The organism is Streptomyces sp. NPDC031670, from assembly GCF_055580545.1.
In genome coordinates this window covers 83,596-103,189 of the sequence record NZ_JBVILC010000006.1, presented here as the reverse complement: position 1 = coordinate 103,189, position 19,594 = coordinate 83,596, and the positions used below count along the sequence as shown (strand labels likewise).

Here is a 19,594-nt window from a genome sequence, read left to right as displayed (position 1 = left end):
ATGTTTTCACGAGGGGTCGCCGCCCCTGCGCGCGCCTCACTCCCAGCGGAAGAACCGCGCCGCCGCGCCCAGCCCCAGGACCGTCCAGACGGCCAGGACACCCAGGTCGCCCCAGGGCATCGAGGCGCCCTGCTGGAGCACGTCCCGCAGCCCGTCCGAGAGCGCCGAGATGGGCAGGAGCCCCAGTGCCGTCCGCACGCCGCCGGGGAACTTGTCCATCGGCACGATGACCCCGCCGCCCACCAGAAGCAGCAGGAAGACCAGATTGGCCGCGGCGAGCGTCGCCTCGGCCTTCAGGGTGCCCGCCATCAGCAGTCCGAGCCCGGAGAAGGCGGCCGTGCCGAGCACCAGGAGGAGCAGCACCGCGAACGGGTTGCCGTGCGGAGACCAGCCGAGCGCGAAGGCGATCGCCGTCAGCAGGACGATCTGGAGGGCCTCGGTGACCAGCACCGACAGCGTCTTGGCGGTCATCAGCGCCCAGCGCGGCAGCGGCGAGGCACCGAGCCGCTTGAGCACGCCGTAGCGCCGCTCGAAGCCGGTGGCGATGGCCTGGCCGGTGAAGGCGGTGGACATCACGGCGAGCGCCAGGATGCCGGGGGTGAGGAAGTCGACGGACTTCCCCTCGCCGGTGTCGATGATGTCGACGCCGCTGAACAGCACGAGCAGCAGCGTCGGGATGACCACGGTGAGCAGCAGCTGCTCGCCGTTGCGCAGCAGCATTCGCGTCTCCAGCCCGGTCTGCGCGCCGATCATGCGGCCGACGGGCGCGGCCCCCGGGTCCGGGGTGTACGTACCGGTACCGACACTCATCGGCGCAGCTCCCTGCCGGTCAGTTCCAAGAAGACGTCCTCCAGCGTGTGGCGCTCCACCGCGATGCCGTCGGGCATCACACCGTGCTGGGCGCACCAGGAGGTGACGGTGGCCAGCAGCTGGGGGTCGACGGTGCCGCTGATGCGGTACGCGCCGGGGGTGAGCTCGGCCGCGGCCGTGCCGTCGGGCAGCGCCTTGAGGAGGGAGGCGAGGTCGAGCCCGGGGCGGCCGGTGAAGCGCAGGGTGTTCTCGGCCCCACCCCGGCAGAGCGCCTCGGGCGAGCCCTGGGCGACGACCTTGCCCGCGTCGACGATCACCACGTCGTCCGCGAGCTGTTCGGCCTCGTCCATGAAGTGGGTGGTCAGGACCGTGCTGACGCCGTCGGCGCGCAGCTCCCGCACCAGGTCCCAGGTGGCGCGGCGGGCCTGCGGGTCCAGGCCCGCGGTCGGCTCGTCGAGGAAGACCAGCTCGGGGCGGCCGACCACGGCCATGGCGAGGGCGAGGCGCTGCTGCTGGCCGCCGGAGAGACGGCGGTAGGCGGTGCGTCCGCAGCTCTCCAGCCCGAGGCGCTCGATGAGCGCGGGCACGTCGAGGGGTTGGGCGTGCAGCTTCGCCATGTGGCGGAGCATCTCCTCGGCGCGGGCGCCGGGGTAGACGCCGCCGGACTGGAGCATCACCCCGATGCGCGGGCGCAGCCGCTCGGCCTCGGTGACCGGGTCGAGGCCCAGGACGCGGACGGTGCCGGCGTCGGGTCTGCGGTAGCCCTCGCAGATCTCGATCGTGGTGGTCTTGCCGGCACCGTTGGGACCGAGGACGGCGGTGACGGTCCCGGCGGCGACCCGCAGGTCGAGGCCGTCCACGGCGGTCTTCGATCCGTACCGTTTGACCAGGCCGCTGACCTGGACGACGGACTCGCTCTTCATGACGGGCAAGTCTAGGCAGCGCGCGCGGGGCTCCGGACCGGGGGAGGGGGTCGTACGGAGGCATGGACGCGCGGATGTGCGACCTTAGATTTCCGGCCACCGGACGGTCCGCGCGGGCCCCGGCCGGACCCGCCCGCCAGGCCCACTCCCGGGGTGCGAGCGGGGTGGTGAGCCGGTCATACGCCGAGGTCACAGGGGGCGGGCCTTTGTTCCCGGGTCCGTCAGGTGATCGATCAGAGATCGTTTCCGCAGGTCAGCTTAGGTATGCCTAAGTGATGCACCGCACCGCTCGATGATCGGGACGTGGCTTGTCAGGCTCTGAGGAATTACGCAACAATGGTGTTGTGAAAAACGTCGGCGAGGCTCCGCAGGAGGAGATCGCGACCGGTGAGCGGTCCACCCGCAACCGGGTCGCGCGCTCCATCCTGGATCACGGCCCCTCCACCGTCGCGGACCTCGCGAAGCGCCTCGGACTCACCCAGGCCGCCGTCCGCCGCCACCTCGACGCCCTGGTGGCCGACGACGTGGTCGTCGCCCGCGAGCAGCGGGTGTACGGGGCGCGGACCCGCGGCAGGCCCGCCAAGGTCTTCGCCCTCACGGACTGCGGGCGGGACGCCTTCGACCAGTCGTACGACAAGCTGGCCGTGGACGCGCTCCGCTGGATCGAGCGGTCCGCGGGCGAGGAGGCCGTCGTCGCCTTCGCGCGCGCCCGCGTCGAGGCGCAGGCCGAGAGCTACCGCGAGGCCGTCGAGGCGGCGCCGCCCGAGGAGCGTACCGAGGCGCTGGCCAGGGCCTTGACCGCCGACGGGTACGCTGCTACGGCGCGCAGTGCGCCCCTCCCCGGACGGGGCGAGCAGCTCTGCCAGCACCACTGCCCGGTCGCTCACGCCGCCGAGCAGTTCCCGCAGCTGTGCGAGGCGGAGACGGAGTTCTTCTCCCGCCTGCTCGGAACCCATGTGCAGCGTCTGGCCACCATCGCCCACGGCGACGGGGTGTGCACGACGTTCATCCCGCACAGCGCACCACAGACCCCGCACGACACCGAAACAGCATCCACAAGCACGGCCGGGAGGAACCCCGCATGACTCTCCCCACGGAGACTGCCCACCCCGAACTCGAGGGCCTGGGCACGTACGAGTACGGCTGGGCCGACTCCGACGCGGCGGGTGCCACCGCCAAGCGCGGGCTCTCCGAGGACGTCGTCCGCGACATCTCGGCGAAGAAGAACGAGCCCGAGTGGATGCTGAAGCTGCGCCTCAAGGGCCTGCGCCTGTTCGACAGGAAGCCCATGCCCAACTGGGGCTCGGACCTGTCCGGCATCGACTTCGACAACATCAAGTACTTCGTGCGGTCCACGGAGAAGCAGGCGGAGTCCTGGGAGGACCTGCCCGAGGACATCAAGAACACGTACGACAAGCTCGGCATCCCCGAGGCGGAGAAGCAGCGCCTCGTCGCCGGTGTCGCGGCCCAGTACGAGTCCGAGGTCGTCTACCACCAGATCCGTGAGGACCTGGAGGCGCAGGGCGTCATCTTCCTCGACACCGACACCGCGCTGAAGCAGCACCCGGAGCTCTTCCAGGAGTACTTCGGCACCGTCATCCCGGTCGGCGACAACAAGTTCGCGTCGCTGAACACCGCGGTGTGGTCCGGCGGCTCGTTCATCTACGTGCCCAAGGGCGTCCACGTCGACATCCCGCTCCAGGCCTACTTCCGTATCAACACGGAGAACATGGGCCAGTTCGAGCGGACGCTGATCATCGTGGACGAGGACGCGTACGTCCACTACGTCGAGGGCTGCACCGCCCCGATCTACTCCTCCGACTCGCTGCACAGCGCCGTCGTGGAGATCATCGTCAAGAAGGGCGGCCGGTGCCGCTACACGACGATCCAGAACTGGTCGAACAACGTCTACAACCTGGTCACCAAGCGCGCCGTGGCGTACGAGGGCGCGACCATGGAGTGGATCGACGGCAACATCGGTTCCAAGGTCACCATGAAGTACCCGGCGGTCTACCTGATGGGCGAGCACGCCAAGGGTGAGACCCTGTCCATCGCCTTCGCGGGCGAGGGCCAGCACCAGGACGCCGGCTCCAAGATGGTCCACATGGCGCCGAACACGTCCTCCAACATCGTCTCCAAGTCGGTGGCGCGCGGCGGTGGCCGCACCTCGTACCGCGGTCTGGTCGAGATCGGTGAGGGCGCGGCCGGATCGAAGTCGAACGTGCTGTGCGACGCGCTGCTCGTCGACACGATCTCCCGCTCCGACACCTACCCGTACGTCGACGTCCGCGAGGACGACGTGTCCATGGGCCACGAGGCGACCGTCTCCAAGGTCTCCGAGGACCAGCTCTTCTACCTGATGAGCCGAGGTCTGACGGAGTTCGAGGCGATGGCGATGATCGTGCGCGGCTTCGTCGAGCCGATCGCCAAGGAGCTGCCCATGGAGTACGCCCTGGAGCTCAACCGGCTGATCGAGCTGCAGATGGAGGGTTCGGTCGGCTAGTACCGCCACCGTCCCCGCAGCAGCGAACGCAGACTGATCTAGGAAGAGAGCACTACGACAGCCATGGCTGAGGCTCAGAACATCCCGGCGGGCTCCACCACCGCCGGCTCGATCGCGGTGGCCGCAGAGTCGACCGTCGCCACGCGCATGAGCGCGCCCCCGTCCTTCGACGTGGCGGACTTCCCCGTGCCGCACGGCCGCGAGGAGGAGTGGCGGTTCACCCCGCTGGACCGGCTGCGCGGGCTGCACGACGGCACCGCCGTCGCGACCGGCGACGGGCTGCGCGTCGAGGTGAGCGCCCCCGAGGGCGTCACCGTCGAGACGGTGGGCCGCGACGACGCCCGGCTCGGCCGGGCCGGCACGCCGGTGGACCGGGTCGCCGCCCAGGCCTACTCCTCGTTCGAGAAGGCCTCGGTCGTGACCGTCCCCAAGGAGACGGTCCTCAGTGAGCCGATCCGTATCGCCGTGCACGGCGAGGGCGGCACGGTCTACGCGCACCAGGTCGTCGAGCTCGGCGCGTTCGCCGAGGCCGTCGTGGTCATCGACCACACCGGTGACGCGGTGCTCGCCGCCAACGTGGAGTTCGTCCTCGGCGACGGCGCCAAGCTGACCGTCGTCTCCGTGCAGGACTGGGACGACAAGGCCGTCCACGTCGCCCAGCACAACGCGCTGGTCGGCCGGGACGCCTCCTTCAAGTCCGTGGTCGTCACCTTCGGCGGCGACCTGGTCCGGCTGCACCCGCGCGTCTCCTACGCGGGCACCGGCGGCGAGGCCGAGCTCTTCGGGCTGTACTTCACCGACAAGGGCCAGCACCAGGAGCACCGCCTCCTGGTCGACCACAACACCCCGCACTGCAAGTCCCACGCCGTGTACAAGGGCGCCCTCCAGGGCGACGGCGCGCACGCCGTGTGGATCGGTGACGTCCTCATCCAGGCCAAGGCCGAGGGCACCGACACCTACGAGATGAACCGCAACCTGGTGCTGACCGACGGCGCCCGGGTCGACTCCGTGCCGAACCTGGAGATCGAGACCGGCGAGATCGCCGGCGCCGGTCACGCCTCGGCCACCGGCCGCTTCGACGACGAGCAGCTCTTCTACCTGATGGCGCGCGGCATCCCGCAGACCGAGGCCCGCCGGCTGGTGGTGCGCGGCTTCTTCGCCGAGCTCGTCCAGCAGGTCGGCGTGGCGGACGTCGAGGAGCGCCTGCTCGCCAAGATCGAGGCGGAGCTGGAGGCGTCCGTCTGATGAGCGACTTCGTCCGCGTCTGCGCACTGAGCGAGCTGGAGGAGGACACCCCCAGGCGGGTGGAGCTCGACGGCACGCCGGTGTCGGTCGTCCGTACGGCGGGCGAGGTGTTCGCGATCAACGACATCTGCTCGCACGCCAACGTCTCGCTGTCGGAGGGCGAGGTGGAGGACTGCCAGATCGAGTGCTGGCTGCACGGCTCCAGCTTCGACCTGCGCACCGGCAAGCCGTCCGGCCTCCCCGCGACGCGACCCGTGCCCGTATACCCCGTAAAGATCGAAGGGGACGATGTGCTCGTCTCCGTATCCCAGGAGAACTAAGTCCCCATGGCAACGCTTGAAATCCGCGACCTGCACGTCACCGTGGAAGCCGAGAACGGCCCCCGGGAGATCCTCAAGGGCGTCGACCTGACCGTGAGGCAGGGCGAGACCCACGCCATCATGGGTCCCAACGGCTCCGGCAAGTCCACCCTCGCGTACTCGCTCGCGGGTCACCCCAAGTACACGATCACCGGCGGCACGGTCACCCTGGACGGCGAGAACGTCCTGGAGATGGCCGTCGACGAGCGTGCCCGCGCCGGCGTCTTCCTCGCCATGCAGTACCCGGTCGAGGTCCCCGGTGTCTCGGTCTCCAACTTCCTGCGCACCTCCGCCACCGCCGTGCGCGGCGAGGCCCCCAAGCTGCGTACCTGGGTGAAGGAGGTCAAGTCCGCGATGGAGCAGCTCCAGATGGACCCGGCCTTCGCCGAGCGCAACGTCAACGAGGGCTTCTCCGGCGGTGAGAAGAAGCGCCACGAGATCCTTCAGCTGGAGCTCCTCAAGCCGAAGATCGCGATCCTCGACGAGACCGACTCCGGCCTGGACGTCGACGCCCTGCGCGTCGTCTCCGAGGGCGTCAACCGCGTCCGTGAGACCGGTGAGGTCGGCACGCTGCTGATCACGCACTACACGCGCATCCTGCGCTACATCAAGCCCGACTTCGTGCACGTGTTCGCGAACGGCCGCATCGCCGAGTCCGGCGGCGCCGAGCTCGCCGACAAGCTGGAGAACGAGGGCTACGAGGCTTACACGAAGGGCGGCGTATCCGAGTGACACATCTGCCGGGCCTCCTCACCGAGTCCGATCTTCTCAGCGAGGCGATCCGTAAGGACTTCCCCCTCCTGGACCGCGTGGTCCACGACGGGAAGAAGATCGTGTACCTCGACAGCGCGGCCACCTCGCAGAAGCCCCGCCAGGTGCTCGACGCCCTCAACGAGTACTACGAGCGGCACAACGCCAACGTCCACCGTGGTGTGTACACGGTGGCCGAGGAGGCCACGGCGCTGTACGAGGGCGCGCGCGACAAGGTCGCCGCGTTCATCAACGCGCCCAGCCGTGACGAGGTGATCTTCACCAAGAACGCCTCGGAGTCGCTCAACCTGGTCGCCAACATGCTGGGCTGGGCCGACGAGCCCTACCGGGTGGACCATGAGACCGAGATAGTCATCACGGAGATGGAGCACCACTCCAACATCGTGCCGTGGCAGCTGCTCGCGCAGCGCACCGGCGCGAAGCTGAAGTGGTTCGGCCTCACCGACGACGGCCGCCTCGACCTCTCGAACATCGAAGAGATCATCACCGAGAAGACGAAGATCGTCTCCTTCACGCTGGTCTCCAACCTGCTGGGCACCGTCAACCCGGTCGAGGCGATCGTCCGCCGCGCCCAGGAGGTCGGCGCGCTGCTGTGCATCGACGCCTCCCAGGCCGCGCCGCACATGCCGCTGGACGTACAGGCCCTCCAGGCCGACTTCGTGGCCTTCACCGGCCACAAGATGTGCGGCCCGACCGGCATCGGTGTCCTGTGGGGCCGCCAGGAGCTGCTGGAGGACCTTCCCCCGTTCCTCGGCGGCGGCGAGATGATCGAGACGGTCTCGATGCACTCGTCGACGTACGCGCCGGCGCCGCACAAGTTCGAGGCGGGCACGCCCCCGATCGCGCAGGCCGTGGGCCTGGGCGCGGCGGTGGACTACCTCTCGGCGATCGGCATGGACAAGATCGCCGCGCATGAGCACGCGATCACGGAGTACGCGGTCAAGCGCCTCCTGGAAGTCCCGGACCTGCGGATCATCGGCCCCACCACGGCCGAGGACCGGGGCGCCGCGATCTCCTTCACGCTCGGTGACATCCACCCGCACGACGTGGGCCAGGTCCTCGACGAGGAGGGCATCGCGGTCCGCGTGGGCCACCACTGCGCGCGCCCGGCCTGCCTGCGCTACGGAATTCCCGCGACCACGCGAGCGTCTTTCTATCTGTACTCCACGCCTGCCGAGGTCGACGCCCTGGTGGACGGTCTGGAGCACGTACGGAACTTCTTCGGCTAGGGGTGGAGACGTGCGGCGAGCGATTGCAGGGACGCGAGGTAATTCGTTGTGAAGCTGGATTCGATGTACCAGGACGTCATCCTGGACCACTACAAGCATCCGCACGGGCGGGGCTTGCGGGACGGTGACGCCGAGGTGCACCACGTGAACCCGACGTGCGGGGACGAGATCACCCTGCGAGTGAAGTACGAGGGCTCGCAGATCTCGGACATCAGTTACGAGGGTCAGGGCTGCTCCATCAGCCAGGCCAGCGCCTCCGTCCTCAACGACCTGCTGGTCGGCAAGGAGCTCGACGAGGCGCGGCGCATCCAGGAGACCTTCCTGGAGCTGATGCAGTCCAAGGGCCAGCTGGAGCCGGACGACGCGATGGAGGAGGTGCTGGAGGACGCGGTCGCGTTCGCCGGTGTCTCCAAGTACCCCGCGCGCGTGAAGTGTGCTCTGCTGAGCTGGATGGCCTGGAAGGACGCGACGGCCCAGGCGCTGGGCGCCGAAGCCGAGAGGAAGAGCGCATGACCGAGAACGCGGAGGCCACCTTGAAGCCGGCCTCGGAGGAAGAAGTCCGTGAGGCGCTGTACGACGTCGTCGACCCCGAGCTGGGCATCGACGTCGTCAACCTGGGCCTCATCTACGGCATCCACATCGACGACGCCAACATCGCCACGCTCGACATGACCCTGACGTCCGCGGCCTGCCCGCTGACCGACGTGATCGAGGACCAGGCGAAGGCCGCGACCGACGGCATCGTCAACGAACTCAAGATCAACTGGGTCTGGATGCCGCCGTGGGGCCCGGACAAGATCACGGACGACGGGCGCGAGCAGTTGCGTGCGCTGGGGTTCAACGTCTGATCCCCCTGTGTGACCTGTATGACGTGTGGGGCCTCTGGTGCTGGTGGGTGCCGGGGGCCTTTCGCGTATGCGGCGGACGGCCCGCGCAACGGCGCGGCTCAGGGGCGCTCGGCCACCGATGAAACAAGTGCGTCGAGCAGCGCCGCCGCCGAGCCGACGGAAAGCGCCCCGATCTCCACGTATCCCCGCCCCCTCCCGGTGACCAGGCCACGCACCCGCGAGACTTCCTGCTCGGCTACGCCGGTACGGCGCAGGGCCGCGCGCAGCAGAGCGGCGGTGTGCTCCGCCTCGGCGAGCGCACTCCTGTACTGCTCCACAGAGATCATCGTCCCGCCGCCATGGGGGCGCAGTCCGTATGCCAGTACGCCGCGACCGGAGCGGCGTCGGGGCGGGCCGATGCCGCCCGTCGGCAGTTTTCAAGGCTCTTGATGGGCCTTTCGCACGCCGGGCACGTCTCACCGGCGGGCGCGTAGGTCGTGTACTCCCACTGCCGTGCGTCGGTATCACCCTTTGCCCGCTGGGGGTTTTCGGTGGTTCTGGCGGTGACTTCGGGCACTGTCGTCAACCTCTGCTGGTTGTGACCACGCCCCGGACCGTCTCCATGGTCGTGGGGGTGGGTGTCGTCCGAAAAGCTTGGCGGGACGCGGCTGTGTACGGAACAGCGAACGGGGATCCCCGCAGGAGCTTTTGGGGAACCCCGTTACGGTTCGACGGGCCCCGTCCAGAGCCCGGGGCTATTCTGGAAAAGATCACTCCGGTCCTCCCCAGGGGCGCCCATGGACGAACGCGAGACCCGGCGCGGCGGTTATCCACTGACGATCCCAGACGCGCTCCTTCGGAGTGAGGTCATGCAACAGGCCTGCTCCGCCCGGGACTTCCGGGAGATCTTCCGGCTCGTGAACCGGCGCTCCGGCTCCAGTCATGCCGCCATGGCGGCTGCCATCGGGAAGATGTCGAGTTCACGCGTGAGCGACATCATCCGGGGTGTTCGTGGTATCCGAGGGCGTGAGGTTGTCGAACGCGTGGCCGACGGGTTCGGTATTCCCGGAGGAATGATCGGCCTGCCGAGCCGGCCATGGGAGAGTGCTTCTGGGGATGGTGGCGAGAGTGCCGCGCCCCTGGAGATCCGCTGCGCAGCCGCACCGCCGGAAGACCAGTACCGGGACTACGATGGTTCGGCGGTCGACTTTTTACGTGAACAGCTCGAAGTGGCCAAACATGATGACGGTGCTCTGGGTGCGCGCAAGAGCCTGTCGCTGGTTCTCGGACTGTTGAGTGCCATGGAGCGCAGGGCACGTGAGGTGAAGCCGTCCGTTCGGCGAGAGCTGTTGTCGGTCGGCGCGGTCGGTGCGGAGTTCGCAGGATGGCTCTATCGCGATATCCAGCAACCGGCTGAGGCCGCTGTCTGGTACGACCGAGCTGTGGAATGGGCGCAGGAAGCCAATGATCCCGCCATGCAAGGCTATATGCTGCTGAAAAAGTCCCAAATGGCGTACGACGACGGAGACGCGGCGCGCGTGGTGACGCTGGCGCAGGCGGGCCAGCACGAGAGGTGGCGGCTTCCGGTGCGGGTGCGGGCGGAGCTGACGCAGCAGGAAGCGCTGGGGTGGGCCATGCTCGGGGAGCCGTTCTCGCTGGTGGAGCGGAAACTCGGTACGGCACGAGAACTGCTGGCTGACGCCGCCGTCGCCGAGCCGGGCGACCTGGGTGCCTACTTCAACGAACACACGTTGTCGCTCCGGAACGCGGTGAGCTACACAGAGGCAGGGAAACCGGGCCTCGCCGCCGCCCTGTTCGGGGAAATCATGGAGGCGGGCACGCTCTCCCGCCGCGACGTGGGATTCTTCAACGCCCGGCGTTCTGTTGCCTTGGCGCTGAGCGGTGAGCCGGACGAGGCTGCCCGGATCGGTAGCGCTTCGGCGGAGGTGGCTCGGGCTATGAAGTCCGAACGCACTCTGCGGGTCCTGGACGAAGTGGCACAAACACTGCGCCACTGGCGCAGTCGCCCTGCCGTGCGGGAGTTCCGCGAAGCACTCCAGGCGGTCTAACCCTGCGAGGGGGCCGTCGATAACCACTCGGTTACCGTGCGGACCACGAATGCCTGCCATTTCTGACTCTGCGGGTCGAGGTATTCCGGATCGTCGTGCACGGCGAAACCGTGCTGGGACCCCTCGATCTCGACGAGTTCGCAGGGGGCGAGGAACTTCCGTACAGCGGACCGCGATGACTCGATCGGCACGAAGGTGTCCCGCGTGCCATGCACGAGGAGCGTCGGGGCCCGCACCTCCCCGAGCACTTCGTGTGGGTGCAGCCAGAACACCTCGTTGAGGAGAGGCCGCCCGTGCCGAAGCGTCGGTGTGAACTGGATGAATCCGTGCTCGGTGAGTTGTCGGGCTGCTTCGTCGCTGATCGAATCACCGGCCCAGTACGAGCGCGTATCAATGGTGCGCCACTTGTAGTCCAGCTGAGGGTTGAACAGAACCAGTCGTGAAAGGTCTGCCGGACGCTTCGCGGCATAGTACGCGCAGATACCGCCACCGAAGCTGGCACCCAGCAAGGTGATTCCCCCGGCGGTCGTGGCACTGCGCAAACGGTCGATGGCCACACGAATGTCGTTGAGGATCGTGGTGAGCGTCAGCTCCTCCTGCCGGCCCTCGCTCTCCCCGTGGCCCCGCATGTCGAAGCGGAGAGACGCCACCCCGGCGGCAGCCAGTCCGGCGGCCAACCGGGAGAAGAATCCGCCCTCTTCACGGGTGACGCCCCCGCCGTGCACCAGGACCACACCGTGTGAGGCGGGAGCGTCGGGGCTCACAAGGGTGCCGGCCAGGCGCAGACCATCAAGCGTCCGAAGCGTCACGCTGTCAGATGTGGGCATGGCGCGAGCCTAGTGTCGGTGCGCCGGACGAGGCGAGACCGCACAGCGCGGGCTGCCGGGACCCCCACGGCCGAGTGGCGGGGACCCCGGGTGGTCGGCGAGCGCGGTATCGCCGGGCTCAGCCATAGCAGCACACCGCCGAGGACGGTGTGCTGCCGCTCAACCTCGGCCGCCCCGCGCACTGAGCCCCCGCCGGGCCCCGTTCAGCCCCCGCCCCCCGCCCGGCGGACCGCCTCCAGTGCCGACCGTACGCTCGCCTCGATGTCGGTGATCGGGTACAGCGCCTCGACCACCGTCCGGTCCCGGGCGATGACCAGCGTGAGGCGCTTGAGGCGGCTCACCCCCGCCGTGCGGAACGTCGGCAACCGCAGCGCGGCCGTCAGCTCCAGGTCCGCGTCCGACAGGAGAGGGAAGCGCAGCCCCTCCTTGTCCGCGAACGCCCGCTGCTCGTCCGGGCGCTGGGTGGACACGCCGTGCACGCTCGCGCCCGCCGCCGTGAACTCGGCGAGCTGGTCGCGGAAGGTGCACGACTCCAGCGTGCAGCCCGGCGCCCCCGGGATGCCCGCCCAGCCCGGGGGATAGGACTCCTTGCGGGCGTAGGCGCCGGGGAAGCAGTAGAGCACGGTGTACGCGCTCTCCACCGACACCGGGTCGCGCGACCGCCCGTCGAAATCGGTGAGTTCGAGCGCGGGCACCCTCGTTCCCACCAGCTCCCGCACCCGCTCGGCCTCCCCGGACCGCTCCGTCGCCGTGGCCATCGTCTCTCCCTCTCCCAGCACCCAGGTGTCGCCCCAGTCCTGGAGCGCGATCAGTACGGGCAGCAGGGCACGGCCGCGCGGAGTGAGCCGGTACTCGTACCGCACCGGGCGCTCCTGGTACGGCTCCCGGCTCAGCACCCCCGTCTCCACCAGCAGCTTCAGCCGCTCGGCGAGCACCTTCCGGGACATGCCGAGCTCGCGCTGGAGCGCGTCGAAGCGGTGCACCCCGCGTGCGGTGTCGCGCACGATCAGGAGGGTCCACCAGTCGCCGACGACGTCCAGGGCCTGGGCGATGGCGCAGTGCTCGTCGTGGAGCCGGGTGCGTTGAGGCATGGCTCCATCCTTCCGTACGCCGTTGACCTGCGATCCCCATGCTGACATAGTCCGTTCCCATAAGGAACTCACCAGTTCGCCCGTGCGGACCGAGACCAGGGGGGCTACGGCGTGAAGACCTTGCGCGCGGTGCCGGGAGACGTCCGGCTGCTGTGCTTCGGCATCTTCTTCAACGCGGTCGTCAGCTTCACGTTCATCTACCTCTTCGTGTACCTGACCGGCCCGCGCGGCCTGAGCGTCGGCCACGCCGGAGTGATCGGCGGGATCGGCGGTGTGGGCCTGGTCGCCGGGAACCTCACCGGCGGCTGGTTCGGCGACCGGTACGGCCACCGGCGCGCCCTGCTCGCGGGATCAGTGGTCAGCGGCGTCCTGCTCGCCGTCCTCGGCCTGCTGGCGACCCCCGTCCTGATGGCCGCGCTGCCGCTCGCCCAGTACGCCTCCGGAGTCGTCCGGGCCGCGAACTCCGCGCTCGTCGCCGTCGGCGTACCCGAGGGCAGCCGCCGCCAGGGCTTCGCGGTGATGCGGTTCGCCTCCAACGCGGGCTTCACCGTCGGCCCGCCGCTCGGCGCCCTGGTCGCCGCCCACTGGTCGTACGACTGGCTCTTCGCCGCCGACGGCGCCGGCACCCTGCTCTTCGCGGCGTACGCGGCCCGGGTGCTGCCCGCCCGCGGGGCCGCCCACGCCAAGCCGGTCCACGACCCCCGGGCACCCGGCCTCCGGCGCGAGCTGCGGGTCCGGCCCGCCGTGCCGGTGCTGCTCGCCGCGATCGTCTGCGTCGACCTCGTCTACCGCCAGCAGTACTCCACGCTGCCCGTCTTCCTGGGCGACCACGGCATGGACGCCCATGTCTACGGCTGGCTGATCGCCCTCAACAGCGCGGTGATCCTCTGCCTCGAACTCCCCGCCGCCCACGCCCTGCGCGGCCGAGCGCCGCTGAGCGTCGTCGGCTGCGGGCTGCTCCTGGTCGGCCTCGGGTACGCGCTGCTGATCCCGGGAGCCGCCCTGGGCTGGGCCCTCGCCCTGATGGTGTCGCTCACCCTGGGCGAGATCCTTTACAAGACCACTGCCACCGCGTACGTGGCCGACCAGGCGCCGCCGCACGCCCAGGGCCGCTTCCAGAGCCTGTACGCGGGCGCCTCCATCAGCGGCCAGGTGCTGGCCCCGCCGCTCGGCGGCGCCCTGTACACCGCCGCGCCCGCTCTGCTGTGGCCCCTGTGCGCCGTCCTCGCGGGCCTCGCCGGGCTGGCGGTGCTGTGGGCGCGCAGGCTGCCGGGGCCGCTGACCGGGGGTGACACGGGCGGCGACGCGCGCCCGGCACCTGAGACCGGTTCGACCCTGCGGGCCGCCGCCGGTTAGGTTTTCCGCTATGACCGACACGACTGCTACTGCTTCTCGCTCCACCGGCGCCGTCGCCGCCGGCCTCGCCACCCTCGCCGGCGACGGCACCGTCCTCGACACCTGGTTCCCCGCCCCCGAGCTCACCGCCGAGCCCGGCCCCGCCGGCACCGAGCGCCTGACCGCCGACCGGGCCGCCGCCCTCCTCGGCAAGGGCGCCGCCGCCGCGCTCGGCGCCGACGAGCGCCGGGGCGTCGAGGTCGTCGCCGTCCGTACGGTCATCGCCTCGCTCGACGACAAGCCGCTCGACGCCCACGACGCCTATCTGCGGCTGCACCTGCTCTCGCACCGCCTGGTCAAGCCGCACGGCCAGAACCTGGACGGCCTCTTCGGCCTGCTCGCCAACGTCGCCTGGACCTCGCTCGGCCCGGTCGCCGTCGACGACGTCGAGACGGTGCGGCTGAACGCCCGCGCCGCCGGACTGCACCTCCAGGTCACGTCCATCGACAAGTTCCCGCGCATGACGGACTACGTGGCCCCCAAGGGCGTCCGCATCGCCGACGCCGACCGGGTGCGCCTGGGCGCGCACCTGGCCGAGGGCACCACCGTGATGCACGAGGGCTTCGTGAACTTCAACGCGGGCACCCTGGGCACCTCGATGGTCGAGGGCCGCATCTCCGCCGGCGTCGTCGTCGGCAATGGCTCCGACATCGGCGGCGGCGCCTCCACGATGGGCACGCTCTCGGGCGGCGGCAACGTCCGTATCGTCATCGGCGAGCGGTGCCTGGTGGGTGCCGAGGCGGGCGTGGGCATCGCGCTCGGCGACGAGTGCGTCGTGGAGGCGGGGCTGTACGTCACCGCCGGTACGCGGGTGACGATGCCGGACGGACAGATCGTGAAGGCCCGCGAGCTTTCGGGGGCGTCGAACATTCTGTTCCGGCGGAACTCCGTCACGGGTGCGGTGGAGGCCCGGCCCAACAACGCCGTGTGGGGCGGGCTCAACGAGGTCCTGCACAGTCACAACTGACCGCGTGCGGACTCCCGGACCAGGTCGTCGTAGGCCGTGCGCAGCGCGGCGACCCGGTCCGGGGACGCGGGTCGCAGCGGTTCCCGCACCGGACTGCCCAGCAGGGCCTTCGCGGTCACCGTGCCCGGCAGGCCCGACGCCATCATCAGTTCCGTCAGCGGGAGCGTGAGGTGGTTGAGGCGGGCCGCCTCCGCCGGGTCGCCCTTGTCGAGGGCGTCCAGCGGTGCCCGCATCTGGGCCGGGGCGACGTTCGCCACCGTACTGACGTAGCCCGCGCCGCCCACCGCGTACAGCGGCAGGTTCGTCTCCTCGCAGCCCGAGTAGTACGCCAGCGAGGTGCGGCCGATGACCTTGGTCGAGGCGAGCAGGTCGTACGCGCAGTCCTTGACCGCCACGATCCGCTCGTGCCCCGCCAGCCGCAGCAGGGCGTCCGTGCCGATCCGGACGCCCGTGCGGCCGGGGATGTCGTAGAGCATCACCGGGAGGCCCGTGGCGTCCGCCACCGTGCGGAAGTGCGCCTCCACCGCCTCCTCGGGCGGCCGGCTGTAGTACGGCGAGACCACCAGCAGGCCGTTCGCGCCCGCCTCCTCGGCCTGGCGGGCCAGCTCCACGGTGTGCCGGGTGGAGGCGGTGCCCACCCCGGCCACGACGTGCACGTCCGCGCCGACCTCCGCGCGCACCGCCCGGACCAGCGCCGCCTTCTCCGCGTCGGTCGTGGTGGGCGACTCGCCGGTGGTGCCGCTGAGCACCAGGCCGTCGCAGCCCTCGGCCACCAGATGTGCCGCGAGCCGTCGCGCGTGGTCGAGGTCGAGACGGTCGTCGGCGGTGAACGGCGTGATCATGGCGCAGAGTGCGCGCCCGAAGGGGCGGGGAGTGCTCATGGGCGCAGTCTGGGCCGCGATGAGTGTGAAGGTCTACTTAGATCTGCTTGCCGTTCATCAACAGCAGTGCTGAAGTGTCGCACCAGCAGGCGCTCTTGGCGGGTGCCCGTGCGTACGTCACCATGAGAGAACGGTGTGTCCGTTCATGTCCGTACCGTCGTCCCCTCGGAGGTCGTCATGAGGCTCGGCAAGGCTCTCGCCACCGGGGTCGCGGAGGAACAGCCCGAGGACGTCGTCCGGGACGAGGCGCCACCCCTGCCCGAGGAGGTCCCGGTTGGGGAGCCCGCCGAGGTGACGGCGGCCCGATGAGGCTGCGGCTCCCCGAGGAACGTCCGACGGAGCCGCCCACCGGCTACAAGATCGCTCATGGGGCGCTCTCCCGGGACGGCTCGCGGGCCGCTTTCCTCGGTGTCTCGCTCGGCGCCGCCCTGCCCTACGGCGTCCTCGACGACGCGCAGTGCGCCTACGGGCGGCGCCACCGCTCCCCGTCCAGGCTCTGCGACTGCGGCTTCCACTGTCTGCACGAGCGGGCCGAGGCCGCGGCGCTGACCTGCACGGCCGAGCACGGCCAGGCGCTGCTGCTCGAAGTGGCGGTGCTCGGGCGCTACATCCGCTTCGAGCGCGGGATGCGCTATGCCCGCCAGCGGGTGCGTACCGCCACGGCCGGGCCGTGCCGCTGCCGGCGGCCCCCGGCCGGACTCGCCGACGCGGGCTGGGGACGCCCCGGCTGGCGGGCCGTGGAGCCGGTCTGCGCGGTGTGCGCCGGGCCGCGCGTGATCGTGGGGTTCGACGACTTCGCCCGGCGGGGCGGCGACGGGCTGAAGGTCACGGCCGCGCCCGGCCTCGGTACGGGCGCCGCCGGGCCCGGCCGGAGCTTCCCGGAACTGGTCGCGGAGGCGGCGCTGCTCCAGGCCCGGCTCGACTGGTTCCAGAGCGAACTGGCGCGGCTCGGCGACCAGGAGAGATGAGCGGGCCGCGAGCCCGGCCGGCCTTGACCTCAAGTGACCTTGACGTTTCAGGATGGTGATCGTCCACCGCACGGCACCGCCACGATCACCGGGAGCCCACCATGTCCGCGACGCCCACCGACGCCACCTTCCACGCCCTGCCCGACCCGCGCCGGCCCGGCGTCGGCGTGGTCAAGTCCAGCGTCTGGCGCACGGGCACCCCCGAGCGGCAGCGGGCCGCCGTCGAGGCGATCGCGAAGGCGTGGGGCAGCCGGGACTGGCCGGACCCGGGACTGCTCTCCTACAGCGTCTTCACCGGGACCGACGGCGACCGGCTGCTGCACTACTCGCAGTGGCGGAGCGAGTCGGCGTACCAGGACTTCGTGCGGCGGTTCCGGGACGACCGCAACGCCGAGATCGACGCGGCCGTCCCCGGCATCGAGCGGGTGGGACTGCACTCCTACGGGCTCTACCGCAGCAGTGACCCGCGGCCGGGCGCCCCCCGTACGCCCGGCTGCGTGGTCATCGTCGACGTGGAGTTCGAGGGTCCGGACCCGCGCCGCCAGCGGGCCTGGGTGGACGGCGTCTTCGAGGCCCTGGCCACCGACCCCGACCTGCCCCCGGGAGGCATCTCCGCCCACTTCCACACCAGCCTGGACGGCACCCGCGTCCTCAACTACGCCGAGTGGGAGAGCGAGCGGGCCCACATCGACGCCCTGGCCGGGCCCGGCGCCGGGGTCGGCTCGGACACCCCGCAGTGGGCCCGGGTGCGCGACCACCCGGGCGTCACGGGTGGCGGGGTGACGCGCTACCTTCCGGCGCTGACCGTCACCCCGGCCGCCTGACCTACGGGCGGAAGCGGATGACCTGCGGGTCGTGGTCGCTGGTCTGGTCGGCGAACTCCGCGTTGATGTGCACGCTGTCGTAGTCGAAGCCGCGCACGGCCGGGCTGGTCAGGATCTGGTCGAGGACCTGCGTGTTGCCCTGGTAGACGTAGGAGTAACGCTCCTTCTCGGGCAGCGTACGGAACGCCGAGCGCAGTGCGCCCCCGTCCTCCAGGGCCTTGGTGGTGCCCGAGAAGTCGAAGTCGTTGATGTCGCCGAGCGCGAGGACCCGGGCGTGCTTGTCGACCGCGAGGAGCTGCTTCACGAAGCCGTTCACGGCCTGCGCCTGGAGCAGGCGCTTGGCCTCCGAGGAGCGCGGCACCGGCTGGTGCTGCGAGACCAGGCCCTCGTCGCCGCCCTTGGACGCGAAGTGGTTGGCGATGACGAAGACCGTCCGCCCCTGGAAGACGAACTCGCCCGCGAGCGGCTTGCGGCTGTCCGTCCACGCCGGGTTCGCCGGGTCGATCCGGCCGGGGGAGAGGGTGAGGGCCGGGTGGCCCTTGGCGCCGGTGACGCCGACGGCGGTGTGCGCGTCGCCGCCGGGGCGGTCGGTGAAGGAGACCCGCGCCGGGTTGAAGAGGAACACCTGGCGGATGTTGCCGCCGGGCTCGCCGCCGTCCTTGAGGTTCTCCGGGTCGATCGAGCGCCACTGGTAGGCGGGGCCGCCCTTGGCGGCGATCGCGTCCGTGAACTTCTTGATGGTGGCGGCGGCGCCGACCGTGCCGTCGTTCTTGGCGCCGTTGTCGTCCTGGATCTCCTCCAGCGCCACGATGTCGGGCGAGGCGAGGTGGGTGACGATGCCGTCGGCCAGGGCGTCGAACTTGGCCTGCGGGTCGGACGGGTCCAGGTTCTCCACGTTGTACGTGGCGACCGCGAGCTCGCCGGTGCGCTGCTTGCGGGTGCTCTCCCGCTTCAGGCCCTTGTCCTCGACCGTGCCGAGCGTACGGGCGGTGATCGTGTAGCCGCCGAACTGGTTGAAGTCCAGCGGACCCTCGGCGCCGCCGGTCAGCGTGTCGCCGACGTTCGCCTTGGGGAACGGCTGCTGGGCGCTGGGCACCAGGCTCTGGATCTGGAGCCGGCCGGTGTTCTGTTCGCGGTAGGACGCGTAGAGCGTGCCGCCCCGCCGGGTGCGGTTCTCGTGCGGCTTCACGGTGACCCACAGCTCGCCGTACGGGTCGGTGGCGCCCACGATCCGCGAGGTGCCGACGCGGACGTTCATGCCCTCCAGGGACTCGTAGTAGTCCAGGGCGTACTTCTTCGGCTTCAGGGTCAGTCCGTTGACGCTGTTGCCGGCGGCCGGGTCGCCGGCCGGGGTGTAGCGGTCCGGGACGGTACGGGCGGTGACCGTGACCGGGGCGGGCAGCGGGTTGCCCGAGGAGACGACCGTCACGGTCGCCTTGGATATCTGGGTCAGCGACTGGTTGCCGGAGGAGAGACCGCCCGGGACGTACTCGGTGACCGTGCCCGAGACCGTCACCGCGTCACCGACGGCCACCTTCGGCGCCGAGCCCGTGAAGACGAAGACGCCCTCGCTGGTGGCCGGGTCGTCGTCCGGGGCGGTGTCCTGGAACCAGAAGCCCTTGGAGGAGCCGTACGTCCGTACGCCCGTGACGACGCCCGGCACATCGGCCACCTGCGCGCCGGCCAGCGGCGAGGTGCGGGTCGTGCCCTGGATGTCGTGGATGCGGGCCGCGGTGGGGGCGGCCGGGTCGGCGGCGGCCGACGAACCGGCGGCGAGCAGACCGGCGCCCAGTGCTGCGGCGACGACGGCGGAGACGGCGGCGGATCTCGGAACGGGCATCAACAGACTCCGGAGGATGAGGGTGAGGGTGGATCGGCGCACGCGCGAGTGCGGTGTTCCAGGCG

21 protein-coding genes are annotated in these 19,594 nt (G+C 70.5%); 14 read left to right on the top strand and 7 right to left on the bottom strand.

Annotation, left to right across the window (positions count from 1 at the left end):
* Positions 1 to 36: 36 nt before the first annotated feature.
* The gene (locus ACZ5ID_RS13835) at positions 37 to 810 is read right to left on the bottom strand and encodes an ABC transporter permease (RefSeq protein WP_468897124.1); all 774 of its coding nucleotides are present in this window, start codon (positions 808 to 810) and stop codon (positions 37 to 39) included.
* Positions 807 to 1,733 (bottom strand): ABC transporter ATP-binding protein, encoded by a 927-nt coding sequence (locus tag ACZ5ID_RS13830; RefSeq protein ID WP_468897122.1) that lies wholly within the window; start codon positions 1,731 to 1,733, stop codon positions 807 to 809. Before ACZ5ID_RS13830 ends, ACZ5ID_RS13835 begins: the two co-directional genes overlap by 4 nt.
* A 344-nt stretch (positions 1,734 to 2,077) precedes the next feature.
* Here ACZ5ID_RS13830 and ACZ5ID_RS13825 point away from each other — a divergent pair, with 344 nt between their 5' ends.
* The 8 genes from ACZ5ID_RS13825 (at position 2,078) to ACZ5ID_RS13790 (ending at position 8,688) form a co-directional block, all read left to right on the top strand.
* Positions 2,078 to 2,818 carry a helix-turn-helix transcriptional regulator gene (locus ACZ5ID_RS13825; RefSeq protein WP_468897120.1) on the top strand — a complete coding sequence of 247 codons (741 nt, stop codon included), beginning with the start codon at positions 2,078 to 2,080 and terminating at the stop codon, positions 2,816 to 2,818.
* Positions 2,815 to 4,236 carry a Fe-S cluster assembly protein SufB gene (sufB, locus tag ACZ5ID_RS13820; RefSeq protein ID WP_468897118.1) on the top strand — a complete coding sequence of 474 codons (1,422 nt, stop codon included), beginning with the start codon at positions 2,815 to 2,817 and terminating at the stop codon, positions 4,234 to 4,236. Before ACZ5ID_RS13825 ends, sufB begins: the two co-directional genes overlap by 4 nt.
* Positions 4,237 to 4,299: 63 nt before the next feature.
* Positions 4,300 to 5,481 (top strand): Fe-S cluster assembly protein SufD, encoded by a 1,182-nt coding sequence (gene sufD, locus ACZ5ID_RS13815; RefSeq protein WP_468897116.1) that lies wholly within the window; start codon positions 4,300 to 4,302, stop codon positions 5,479 to 5,481.
* Positions 5,481 to 5,801: a bifunctional 3-phenylpropionate/cinnamic acid dioxygenase ferredoxin subunit gene (locus ACZ5ID_RS13810; protein WP_468897114.1), complete on the top strand. Its 321-nt coding sequence runs from the start codon at positions 5,481 to 5,483 to the stop codon at positions 5,799 to 5,801. Before sufD ends, ACZ5ID_RS13810 begins: the two co-directional genes overlap by 1 nt.
* Positions 5,802 to 5,807: 6 nt before the next feature.
* A complete protein-coding gene (sufC, locus tag ACZ5ID_RS13805) occupies positions 5,808 to 6,572 on the top strand; it encodes a Fe-S cluster assembly ATPase SufC (protein ID WP_468897112.1) in 765 nt (254 codons plus the stop codon).
* On the top strand, positions 6,569 to 7,840 hold the full coding sequence (locus ACZ5ID_RS13800; protein ID WP_406550781.1) for a cysteine desulfurase: 1,272 nt from the start codon (positions 6,569 to 6,571) through the stop codon (positions 7,838 to 7,840). The genes sufC and ACZ5ID_RS13800 overlap by 4 nt, the downstream gene beginning before the upstream one ends.
* A gap of 48 nt (positions 7,841 to 7,888) precedes the next feature.
* Positions 7,889 to 8,353 carry a Fe-S cluster assembly sulfur transfer protein SufU gene (gene sufU, locus ACZ5ID_RS13795; protein ID WP_358834177.1) on the top strand — a complete coding sequence of 155 codons (465 nt, stop codon included), beginning with the start codon at positions 7,889 to 7,891 and terminating at the stop codon, positions 8,351 to 8,353.
* Positions 8,350 to 8,688: a metal-sulfur cluster assembly factor gene (locus ACZ5ID_RS13790; protein WP_344074290.1), complete on the top strand. Its 339-nt coding sequence runs from the start codon at positions 8,350 to 8,352 to the stop codon at positions 8,686 to 8,688. The genes sufU and ACZ5ID_RS13790 overlap by 4 nt, the downstream gene beginning before the upstream one ends.
* A 98-nt stretch (positions 8,689 to 8,786) precedes the next feature.
* Here the strand turns inward: ACZ5ID_RS13790 and ACZ5ID_RS13785 are convergent, their stop codons facing one another.
* Positions 8,787 to 9,005 (bottom strand): hypothetical protein, encoded by a 219-nt coding sequence (locus ACZ5ID_RS13785; RefSeq protein ID WP_468897109.1) that lies wholly within the window; start codon positions 9,003 to 9,005, stop codon positions 8,787 to 8,789.
* A gap of 459 nt (positions 9,006 to 9,464) precedes the next feature.
* On the opposite strand from ACZ5ID_RS13785, the gene ACZ5ID_RS13780 reads away from it, so the two are divergent.
* On the top strand, positions 9,465 to 10,736 hold the full coding sequence (locus ACZ5ID_RS13780) for a hypothetical protein (RefSeq protein ID WP_468897107.1): 1,272 nt from the start codon (positions 9,465 to 9,467) through the stop codon (positions 10,734 to 10,736).
* Here the strand turns inward: ACZ5ID_RS13780 and ACZ5ID_RS13775 are convergent.
* Positions 10,733 to 11,563, bottom strand: a complete 831-nt coding sequence (locus ACZ5ID_RS13775) for an alpha/beta hydrolase (RefSeq protein ID WP_468897105.1) — start codon at positions 11,561 to 11,563, stop codon at positions 10,733 to 10,735. The genes ACZ5ID_RS13780 and ACZ5ID_RS13775 overlap by 4 nt on opposite strands.
* Positions 11,564 to 11,766: 203 nt before the next feature.
* Positions 11,767 to 12,654 (bottom strand): winged helix-turn-helix transcriptional regulator, encoded by an 888-nt coding sequence (locus tag ACZ5ID_RS13770; RefSeq protein WP_468897103.1) that lies wholly within the window; start codon positions 12,652 to 12,654, stop codon positions 11,767 to 11,769.
* A gap of 111 nt (positions 12,655 to 12,765) precedes the next feature.
* Between ACZ5ID_RS13770 and ACZ5ID_RS13765 the strand changes: the two genes are divergently transcribed.
* Positions 12,766 to 14,010: an MFS transporter gene (locus ACZ5ID_RS13765; RefSeq protein WP_468897101.1), complete on the top strand. Its 1,245-nt coding sequence runs from the start codon at positions 12,766 to 12,768 to the stop codon at positions 14,008 to 14,010.
* Between the two features lie 10 nt (positions 14,011 to 14,020).
* Positions 14,021 to 15,016 carry a 2,3,4,5-tetrahydropyridine-2,6-dicarboxylate N-succinyltransferase gene (dapD, locus tag ACZ5ID_RS13760; protein WP_468897099.1) on the top strand — a complete coding sequence of 332 codons (996 nt, stop codon included), beginning with the start codon at positions 14,021 to 14,023 and terminating at the stop codon, positions 15,014 to 15,016.
* Here dapD and dapA read toward each other — a convergent pair.
* Complete coding sequence (dapA, locus tag ACZ5ID_RS13755; protein ID WP_468897097.1) at positions 15,007 to 15,897, bottom strand: 4-hydroxy-tetrahydrodipicolinate synthase; 891 nt, start codon at positions 15,895 to 15,897, stop codon at positions 15,007 to 15,009. The two genes, dapD and dapA, sit on opposite strands and share 10 nt — an antisense overlap.
* 135 nt (positions 15,898 to 16,032) lie before the next feature.
* Here dapA and ACZ5ID_RS13750 point away from each other — a divergent pair, with 135 nt between their 5' ends.
* The 3 genes from ACZ5ID_RS13750 (at position 16,033) to ACZ5ID_RS13740 (ending at position 17,689) form a co-directional block, all read left to right on the top strand.
* Entirely contained in the window at positions 16,033 to 16,206 is a 174-nt protein-coding gene (locus ACZ5ID_RS13750) for a hypothetical protein (RefSeq protein WP_468897095.1), read from the top strand.
* Positions 16,203 to 16,865, top strand: a complete 663-nt coding sequence (locus tag ACZ5ID_RS13745; protein WP_468897093.1) for a hypothetical protein — start codon at positions 16,203 to 16,205, stop codon at positions 16,863 to 16,865. Before ACZ5ID_RS13750 ends, ACZ5ID_RS13745 begins: the two co-directional genes overlap by 4 nt.
* 101 nt (positions 16,866 to 16,966) lie before the next feature.
* Positions 16,967 to 17,689 (top strand): antibiotic biosynthesis monooxygenase, encoded by a 723-nt coding sequence (locus tag ACZ5ID_RS13740; protein ID WP_468897091.1) that lies wholly within the window; start codon positions 16,967 to 16,969, stop codon positions 17,687 to 17,689.
* Position 17,690: 1 nt separating this feature from the next.
* On the opposite strand, the gene ACZ5ID_RS13735 is transcribed toward ACZ5ID_RS13740, so the two are convergent.
* Complete coding sequence (locus ACZ5ID_RS13735; RefSeq protein WP_468897089.1) at positions 17,691 to 19,529, bottom strand: endonuclease/exonuclease/phosphatase family protein; 1,839 nt, start codon at positions 19,527 to 19,529, stop codon at positions 17,691 to 17,693.
* Positions 19,530 to 19,594 lie beyond the last annotated feature (65 nt).

Excerpts from the sequence above, each read along its gene's own strand:
- ACZ5ID_RS13835 (WP_468897124.1), bottom strand. The coding sequence starts at position 810 with ATGAGTGTCGGTACCGGTACGTACACCCCGGACCCGGGGGCCGCGCCC.
- ACZ5ID_RS13830 (WP_468897122.1), bottom strand. The coding sequence starts at position 1,733 with ATGAAGAGCGAGTCCGTCGTCCAGGTCAGCGGCCTGGTCAAACGGTAC.
- sufB (WP_468897118.1), top strand. The coding sequence starts at position 2,815 with ATGACTCTCCCCACGGAGACTGCCCACCCCGAACTCGAGGGCCTGGGC.
- sufD (WP_468897116.1), top strand. The coding sequence starts at position 4,300 with ATGGCTGAGGCTCAGAACATCCCGGCGGGCTCCACCACCGCCGGCTCG.
- ACZ5ID_RS13810 (WP_468897114.1), top strand. The coding sequence starts at position 5,481 with ATGAGCGACTTCGTCCGCGTCTGCGCACTGAGCGAGCTGGAGGAGGAC.
- sufC (WP_468897112.1), top strand. The coding sequence starts at position 5,808 with ATGGCAACGCTTGAAATCCGCGACCTGCACGTCACCGTGGAAGCCGAG.
- ACZ5ID_RS13790 (WP_344074290.1), top strand. The coding sequence starts at position 8,350 with ATGACCGAGAACGCGGAGGCCACCTTGAAGCCGGCCTCGGAGGAAGAA.
- ACZ5ID_RS13780 (WP_468897107.1), top strand. The coding sequence starts at position 9,465 with ATGGACGAACGCGAGACCCGGCGCGGCGGTTATCCACTGACGATCCCA.
- ACZ5ID_RS13775 (WP_468897105.1), bottom strand. The coding sequence starts at position 11,563 with ATGCCCACATCTGACAGCGTGACGCTTCGGACGCTTGATGGTCTGCGC.
- ACZ5ID_RS13770 (WP_468897103.1), bottom strand. The coding sequence starts at position 12,654 with ATGCCTCAACGCACCCGGCTCCACGACGAGCACTGCGCCATCGCCCAG.
- dapD (WP_468897099.1), top strand. The coding sequence starts at position 14,021 with ATGACCGACACGACTGCTACTGCTTCTCGCTCCACCGGCGCCGTCGCC.
- dapA (WP_468897097.1), bottom strand. The coding sequence starts at position 15,897 with ATGAGCACTCCCCGCCCCTTCGGGCGCGCACTCTGCGCCATGATCACG.
- ACZ5ID_RS13745 (WP_468897093.1), top strand. The coding sequence starts at position 16,203 with ATGAGGCTGCGGCTCCCCGAGGAACGTCCGACGGAGCCGCCCACCGGC.
- ACZ5ID_RS13740 (WP_468897091.1), top strand. The coding sequence starts at position 16,967 with ATGTCCGCGACGCCCACCGACGCCACCTTCCACGCCCTGCCCGACCCG.
- ACZ5ID_RS13735 (WP_468897089.1), bottom strand. The coding sequence starts at position 19,529 with ATGCCCGTTCCGAGATCCGCCGCCGTCTCCGCCGTCGTCGCCGCAGCA.